This window comes from Amycolatopsis sp. MtRt-6 (assembly GCF_017308975.1).
Lineage (GTDB): Bacteria > Actinomycetota > Actinomycetes > Mycobacteriales > Pseudonocardiaceae > Amycolatopsis.
The window spans coordinates 239,631-246,983 of sequence record NZ_JADWPD010000014.1 but is presented as its reverse complement, the minus strand read 5'-3'; the positions used below and the strand labels follow the sequence as shown (position 1 = coordinate 246,983).

The following is a 7,353-nucleotide window of genomic DNA, read 5'->3' as shown; positions in this document are numbered from 1 at the left end:
TGCTCGTGCTCACCCAGCACGAACAGAACGTCCGCGACAACGCCCGGCCAGGCCCCGCTTGAGCACTACCACACCCCCTCAACCCGACCTGACCAGCACAAACCACGATGAAACAACCCCATTGGGGTGCTTTCAGGTCCCCTCGTGGTGGGCGAGGACCTGGCGGAGCAAGCGCGCCAGCGTCCGCCGGTCCTCGCCGGCCAGCGGTGCGAGCAGCTCGTCCTGCACCCGGTCGAGCACCTCGTCCATGCGCCGCAGCTGCCCTCGGCCGGCGTCAGTGAGCGTGATCCGGTTGCGGCGCCCGTGCTCCGGGTCCGGGGCGCGCTCGACGTACCCCAGCTCGGCCAGCTCGCCGACGGCCGCGACGACGTCACTGCGGTCGACGCGGCCGCGGCGGCCGAGCTCGGCCTGGCTCGACGGCCCGAACTCGTGCAGCGCGGCCAGGATGCGGTAGTGGTACCCGCGCGCCCCGGCCGCGGCGAACCCGTCGGACACCAGGCGGCGGACGTGCACGGCCAGCTGCGTGACCAGCCAGCTCGGCTTCGCCGTCAGGCGCTCGGGAATCTCCTCCATGCGGACCCACTCTAATAGTGTTGGTGACACCAATACTCTGCCGGTAGTGTTGGTGTCACCAACACTAAGGAGAACCGATGTCCACCGCCGACCGCCTCGAGATCGCCGACCTCTTCGCCCGCCTCGCGAACATGCTGGACGAGTGCCGCCACGACGACGCCGGCGACGTCTACACCCCCGACGTCGTCGCGCGTTCGCCGCGCGGGGAGATGCACGGCCTCGACCAAGTGACCGCCTTCCTGAAGCGCAGCGAAGTCCCCGGCGTCCGCACCCAGCACGTGCACGGGGACGTGCTGGTCGACCTCGACGGCGACCACGCGAAGGCCACCGCCAACCAGCTGGTCTGCTTCTTCCGCGACGGCGAGCCGCCGCACCGGAGCAGCGGGCTGCGCGTCACCTGCGCCGCCGTGCGGACGCCTGCCGGGTGGCGGTTCGGGGAGATGACCGCCGCGCTCGCCTGGACCCGGGAGGAAAAATGCTGAAGGGCCCCTTCGCGGGGCGGGGGGAGGCGGGTTCCCGTGCCCTCGAAGGAGCCCTTCAGACCCCCGGTGAAATAACGTCGTGGGACGCATCGTCCGAGGGCATGTCTAGTCGATCCGGGTTGTTCGGTGTCCGCGCTCGCGCACCGAACAACAACGCCGAACAACCGGTCAGGGGCAGGGCGGGGTGAAATCGAGGTCCGGGAAGCTCTCGCTCCACTCAGTCTCGCTGATCTTGGGCGACACCGCCGCGCAGATCCGCTCCGCCGCCCGGCCGGGGTCGGCCTCCCAGAACCGCACCGTGCCGTCCGCGACCGCGCCCGCCAGCGTGTGGCCGTTCGGGGCGTACTGCGCGGCGTAGACGCGGTCGCGTTGCTCGGGCAGGACCGCGTACGGCGTCGCCGAGGCCACGTCCCACAGCCGCACGGTCCGGTCGTAGCTGCCCGACGCCAGCGTCCGGCCGTCGCCGCCGAAGGACACCGACATCGCCACGTCCGTGTGGCCGGCCAGCACCGCCGGCGGCGGTACGCGCGCCGGGTCGGTGACGTCCCAGAGCCGCACCATGCGGTCGGCGCTCGCCGTGGCCACGCGCCTGCCGTCCGGGCTGTAGGCGATCGAGAAGATCGTGTCGGTGTGCCCCGCCAGCTTCGCGAGCGGCCGCGGGGCCCGGGGCGCCGAGATGTCCCAGAGCCGCGCCGTGTGGTCCCAGCCCGCGGTGGCCAGTGTCCGGCCGTCGGGGCTGAAGGCGATGGCGTGGACGTCGTCGTCGTGGCCCTCGAGCTTCGCGATCTCGACCGGCCGCAGGCGGTCGGTCAGGTCCCACAGCCGGGCCGTGTGGCCGTCGCCCGCGGTGGCGAGCAGCTTGCCGTCCGGGCTGAAGACGACCGCGTCGATGTCGTCGTGCAGCCGGTTGAACACCACCGGCGGCCCGGGGTGGACCGGGTCGGTGATGTCCCGCAGCGTCATCGTGTGGTCCCAGCTGCCGGTGGCCAGGGTGCGGCCGTCCGGGCTGACGGCGACGCCGCAGACCGCGTTGCCGAACCCGCCGATCGTGGCCAGCGCCCGCGGCGCGCGCGGTTCGGTGAGGTCGTGCAGCCGCACCGTCTCGTCGTAGCCGCCGGAGGCCAGCAGCTTGCCACCCGGGCCGAAGGCGACGTGGCACGTCTGGGCCGTGTGCGCCGGGATGGCGGGGCCGGGCAGGTCCCAGAGCCGGGCGGACTGGTCGTCGCTGGCCGTGGCGAGGGTGCGGCCGTCGCGGGTGAACACCGCGGAGACGACCGCGCCGGTGTGCCCGGGCAACGACGGCAGCTCGCGCGGCTGCCGCGGGTCGGCGACGTCCCACAGCCGGGCCGTGCGGTCGAAACCGGTGGTGGCGAGCGTGCGCCCGTCGGCGGTGAACGCCACCGAGCGCACCGTCGCCTTGTGGGCCGTCAGCGACGCCAGCTGCGCCGGGTTGGCCGGGTCGGTGACGTCCCACAGCCGCGCGGTCTGGTCCTGGCTCGCCGTGGCGAGGACGGGCGCGCCGGGGCGGAACGCGACGGAGTGCACGACGTCGGTGTGCCCGGCCGCGACGCCGAGCTGACGCCGCGAAACGACATCCCAGACGCGGGCGGTCTTGTCGGCCGACGCCGAGGCGAGCAGCCGTCCGTCGCCGCCGAAGGCGAGGTTGTTGACGTAGGAGGTGTGGCCGGTCAGCTCCCCCGCGGGGCGTGGACGGGCGGGGCCGGTGGTGTCGTACAGCCGGATCGTGCCCTTGACGTCGGCGGTCGCCAGCAGCGGCCCGGCCGGGCTGAACGCGACCGCGTACGCCCTGCCTTCGTGCTGCTCGATCACCGTGCCGGGCCCCGGCCGCGCCGGGTCCGAGACGTCCCAGACGCGGACGGTGCCGTCGAAGCCCGCGGTGGCGACGGTCCGGCCGTCGGCGGCGAAGGCGACGTTGTTGACGTTGCCCTTGTGCCCGGCGAGCACGCCCAGCGGTACCGGGTGGTGCGGGTCGTGGACGTCCCAGAGCCGGGCCGTGCCGTCCCAGCTGGCCGTGGCGACGACCCGCCCGTCCGGGCGGAGGGCGACGGTGTTGACGCGGCCGGTGTGTCCCATCAGCCGGGTCGCGTACGGCGACCCGAACATGCCGAGCAGGCCGCTGCGCTCCTCGGACCCCGGGTCCAGGCGGTACGCGGCGAGCGCGAGCTGCGCGGCCAGCGCGGGGTTGGTGGCGCGCATGGCCAGTGCCTGCCCGGCCACCTTCTGCGCCAGCGCGTCGTTGCGCTGCCTGGTGGCGGTGGTCTCGGCGCGGACGGCGTAGGCGGTGGCGGCCACGGCGACGACCAGCAGCACCGCGAGCAGCGCGACCAGCTGACGCAGGCGGCGGGTGCGGCGGCGGTCGCGTTCCTGCTCGGCGTGCTCGACGGCGAGGCTCGCGTCGAGGAACCGGCGTTCGCGCTGGGACAGCGCGGAGTCCTGGCGCGCGGCCCACTCCCGGGCGATGGCCAGCCGGGTGCCGCGGTAGAGCCACCCGGGGTCGGAGTCGACGGACTCCCAGGCGTCGGTCGCGTCGGTGAGCTGGCGGTGGACGCGCAGGCCTTCCCGGTCTTCGGTGAGCCACTCGCGCAGCCGCGGCCAGCCGCGGATGAGGGCTTCGTGGGTGATCTCGATGCCGGTGTCGTCGAGCGTGACGAGCCGGGCCGCCGCCAGCTCGCCGAGCACGACGGCGGTGTCGTCGTCGGTGTCGAGCTCGGCGCGGCCGATGCGCCGCTTGGTGTCTTCGGTGCCCTCACCGAGCGCGGTCATGCGGAGGAAGATCTGCCGGGCCAGCCGCTGCTGGCGCAGGGAGAGCTTCCCGTAGGTGCCCTCGGACGTCTGCGCGATGGCCCGCTCGATGCCGCCGGTCGACTCGTACCCGGCGAGGGTCAGCGTGGTGCCGCGGCGCCGCCGCCACGTCTCCAGCAGCGCGTGCGAAAGCAGCGGCAGCACGCCGGGCTGGCCGGTGGCGTCCGCGACGAGCCGGGAGACCAGGGCGTTCTCGACGCGGTACCCGGCGTCGATGGCCGGCCGCGTGATCGCCTGCCGGAGCTCCTCGGTCGTCATCGGGCCGACCAGGACCTGGGCGTCCTGCATGGCCTCGGCGAGCTCCGCGTGCCGCGCGCAGTGGGTGTAGAAGTCGGTGCGGATGCCGAGCACCACCCGGGTGCGGCTGCCCGGCTCGGTGGTCGCGGTGACGAGCGCGTCGAGGAACCGGGCGCGTTCCTGGTCGTCCTGACAGAGGGTGAAGACCTCCTCGAACTGGTCGACGACCAGCACGAAGTCCTCGTCGCCGCCGTCGGCCAGCTGGCGGGCGGCGAGCCCGAGGTTGCGCGGGTGCGCGGCGAAGTCGTCGAGCAGGGCGCCGGGCGCGACGCCGAGCGCGGCGGCGAACTTGACCGCGCACTCCTGCAGCGGGCGCGGCCCCGGCGTCAGCAGCATCGCCGGCCCCTTCACCGACGGCAGCAGGCCGGCGCGCAGCAGGGACGACTTCCCCGAGCCGGACGCGCCGAGGACGGCCAGAAAGCGTTGCCGCCCGAGCCGTTCGACAAGTTTCTCGACGAGCCGTTCCCGCCCGAAGAATCGGCCCGCGTCGGCGGGACCGAAAGCGGCCAGCCCGACGTACGGCGGAATTTCCCCGGATTCCGGCTCGGGCGGTGAATCGGCACCCTCGCCGCGGGACTCTTCGGCGACGGCGTGCCAGCGTTCCTCCCATTCCCCCGGCACCCCGCCACAGGCCCGGACGTAGGCCAGGGTGACCGCCAAGCTGGGGAGTTTCCGCCCGCCGGCGGCTTCCGACAGCGTCCCGGCCGAGTAGTGCGCACGCCGGCCGAGCTCACGGTAGGTCGGATTCCCGGCGCTCTCGCGCAAACGCCGGAGATCCGCGGCGAATTCGATCAGCAGATCGTCCCCGGGATCCAAGGGTCGCTCGGGACGCGGCACCCGTCCTCCTGTTTCTCATTTTCCGATTTGCCCACCGTAGCCAATCACGCGGGATCAGGCGCGGGAATCCGGCCGCCGATGTTCGCGCCCGCGTCGCCGGGCCCGCGCGTGAAGATCGTCACAGCCGCCCGCCCGCGCGCGGGCCCGGCGGGAAGCAATGACGGCACCGGGGCGTTGACCCCGGTTGTGAGCTCACTGCCTGACGTGCCGCTGTCCGTGCTCGACCTGTCCCCCGTGTCGGAGGGGAACACCGTCGGCGAGACGCTGCGCAACACCCTGGACCTCGCCCGTGCCGCGGAGCGGCTGGGCTACCACCGCTACTGGCTGGCCGAGCACCACAACATGCCCGGCATCGCCAGCTCGGCCACGGTCGTGCTGATCGGGCACGTCGCCGACGCCACCGAGCGGATCCGCGTCGGGTCGGGCGGGATCATGCTGCCCAACCACGCGCCGCTGGTCGTCGCCGAGCAGTTCGGCACCCTGGAGGCGTTCCACCCGGGCCGCATCGACCTCGGCATCGGCCGGGCGCCCGGCACCGACCAGCGGACGGCGCTGGCGCTGCGCGGCCCGGGCGGGCTGTCCGCCGAGAACTTCCCGGAGCACCTGCAGGAGCTGATCGGCTACTTCACCCATTCGGAGGCACGCGGCGTCAACGCCGTGGTCGCCGAGGGCAACCAGCCGCCGGTCTGGCTGCTCGGCTCGAGCGGCTTCAGCGCCCAGCTCGCCGGCCGGCTCGGGCTGCCGTTCTCCTTCGCCCACCACTTCGCCGCCGAGAACACCATCCCGGCCGTGCAGCTGTACCGCGAGAACTTCCGGCCCGGCGTGCTCGACGAGCCGTACGTGATGCTCGGCGTGTCCGTGGTCGCCGCCGAAACGGACGAGCGCGCCCGGTTCCTCGCCGGCCCGTCCGGGCTGACGTTCCTCAGCCTCCGCCGCGGCCGCCCGATCGCGCTGCCGACGCCGGAAGAGGCCGCGGAGTACCCGTACACCGAGATGGACCGCGCGTTCCTGGCCGAGCGCTTCGGCTCCAGCGTCGTCGGCTCGCCGGAAACGGTCCAAAAGGGACTCGAGCAGCTCCTGGCCGACACCGGCGCGGATGAGCTGATGGTCACCACGATGGTCCACGGCCACGCCGACCGCGTCCGCTCCTACGAGCTCCTCGCCGCCCTCAAGTCCTGACACACCCCCGGGACGGTCGGTTCGCGTACCCGAGCCGGCCGTTCCGGTCCGCCTTAATTGACAAAACGGGGTAGCTTGTCAAGCCCGAGGGCAGCCGGGAGGGAAGTTTCTTTTCCTCCGCTGACAACAAGATCGGGTCCGTTTGTCAGTGCCGGACAAGAAATGTGGGGTTACCAGCCCGTGACCGCGTGATCCTGCTCAAGTTCTTGTCTCCCAGCAAGGCCGTCGTTAGCGTACCGACCAGTAGGAAACGGCACGGTGCCCCCGAGACCGTGAATGGCCGACAATTGTTACCCCGTTCGGACCATTTCCCTTTAGTCTTCTCGGGCGTATTCGTCGTGCCGCCGAAACCGCTGGAGGCACACGAATGGCCGAACGGACGACGACGCCGTCGTTCCCCGGGGCCGCCGCACTGCGGCAGACCGGACGGCTCTACGGGCTCGGCCTCGACGTCGTCCGGCTGACGTTCCGCCGCCCGTTCCAGGTGCGGGAGCTGATCCAGCAGTTCTGGTTCATCGCGAGCGTGTCGATCCTGCCGACGGCGCTGGTCTCGATCCCGTTCGGCGCGGTGATCGCGCTGCACATCGGCTCGCTGACCACGCAGATCGGCGCCCAGTCGTTCACCGGCGCGGCGAGCGTGCTCGCGATCATCCAGCAGGCCAGCCCGATCGTCACGGCGCTGCTCATCGCCGGCGCGGGCGGCAGCGCGATGTGCGCCGACCTCGGCTCCCGCACCATCCGCGAAGAGATCGACGCGATGGAGGTGCTCGGCGTCTCGCCGGTCCAGCGGCTCATCGTGCCGCGGGTGCTCGCCGCGATGGGGGTCGCGGTGTTCCTCAACGGCATGGTCAGCGTCGTCGGCGTGCTCGGCGGCTACTTCTTCAACGTCGTCATGCAGAACGGCACCCCGGGCGCCTACCTGGCCAGCTTCTCGGCGCTGGCCCAGCTGCCCGACCTGTGGATCAGCGAGATCAAGGCCCTGATCTTCGGCTTCGTCGCCGGGGTCGTCGCCTCCTACCGCGGCCTCAACCCCAAGGGCGGCCCGAAGGGCGTCGGCGACGCGGTCAACCAGTCCGTGGTCATCACGTTCCTGCTGCTGTTCGTGCTGAACCTGATCCTCACCACCGTCTACCTGCAACTCGTTCCGCCCAAGGGGAGCTGA

5 protein-coding genes are annotated in these 7,353 nt (G+C 72.4%); 3 read left to right on the top strand and 2 right to left on the bottom strand.

What is annotated here, in order from left to right; all coding sequences use genetic code 11:
• Positions 1-132: 132 nt before the first annotated feature.
• Positions 133-573, bottom strand: coding sequence for a MarR family winged helix-turn-helix transcriptional regulator (locus I4Q55_RS24520; RefSeq protein WP_206790827.1), 441 nt, complete (start codon positions 571-573; stop codon positions 133-135).
• Between the two features lie 77 nt (positions 574-650).
• Here I4Q55_RS24520 and I4Q55_RS24515 point away from each other — a divergent pair, with 77 nt between their 5' ends.
• Positions 651-1,055, top strand: a complete 405-nt coding sequence (locus I4Q55_RS24515) for a nuclear transport factor 2 family protein (protein ID WP_206790825.1) — start codon at positions 651-653, stop codon at positions 1,053-1,055.
• Positions 1,056-1,223: 168 nt separating this feature from the next.
• Here I4Q55_RS24515 and I4Q55_RS24510 read toward each other — a convergent pair whose 3' ends face one another.
• The gene (locus I4Q55_RS24510) at positions 1,224-4,991 is read right to left on the bottom strand and encodes a hypothetical protein (RefSeq protein WP_206790853.1); all 3,768 of its coding nucleotides are present in this window, start codon (positions 4,989-4,991) and stop codon (positions 1,224-1,226) included.
• A gap of 207 nt (positions 4,992-5,198) precedes the next feature.
• Here I4Q55_RS24510 and I4Q55_RS24505 point away from each other — a divergent pair, with 207 nt between their 5' ends.
• Positions 5,199-6,191 (top strand): LLM class flavin-dependent oxidoreductase, encoded by a 993-nt coding sequence (locus I4Q55_RS24505; protein WP_206790823.1) that lies wholly within the window; start codon positions 5,199-5,201, stop codon positions 6,189-6,191.
• Between the two features lie 367 nt (positions 6,192-6,558).
• Positions 6,559-7,353: an ABC transporter permease gene (locus tag I4Q55_RS24500; protein WP_206790821.1), complete on the top strand. Its 795-nt coding sequence runs from the start codon at positions 6,559-6,561 to the stop codon at positions 7,351-7,353.

Bases quoted from the DNA above. Each gene is read 5' to 3' on its own strand.
- I4Q55_RS24500 (WP_206790821.1), top strand. From the start codon at position 6,559: ATGGCCGAACGGACGACGACGCCGTCGTTCCCCGGGGCCGCCGCACTG.
- I4Q55_RS24520 (WP_206790827.1), bottom strand. From the start codon at position 573: ATGGAGGAGATTCCCGAGCGCCTGACGGCGAAGCCGAGCTGGCTGGTC.
- I4Q55_RS24515 (WP_206790825.1), top strand. From the start codon at position 651: ATGTCCACCGCCGACCGCCTCGAGATCGCCGACCTCTTCGCCCGCCTC.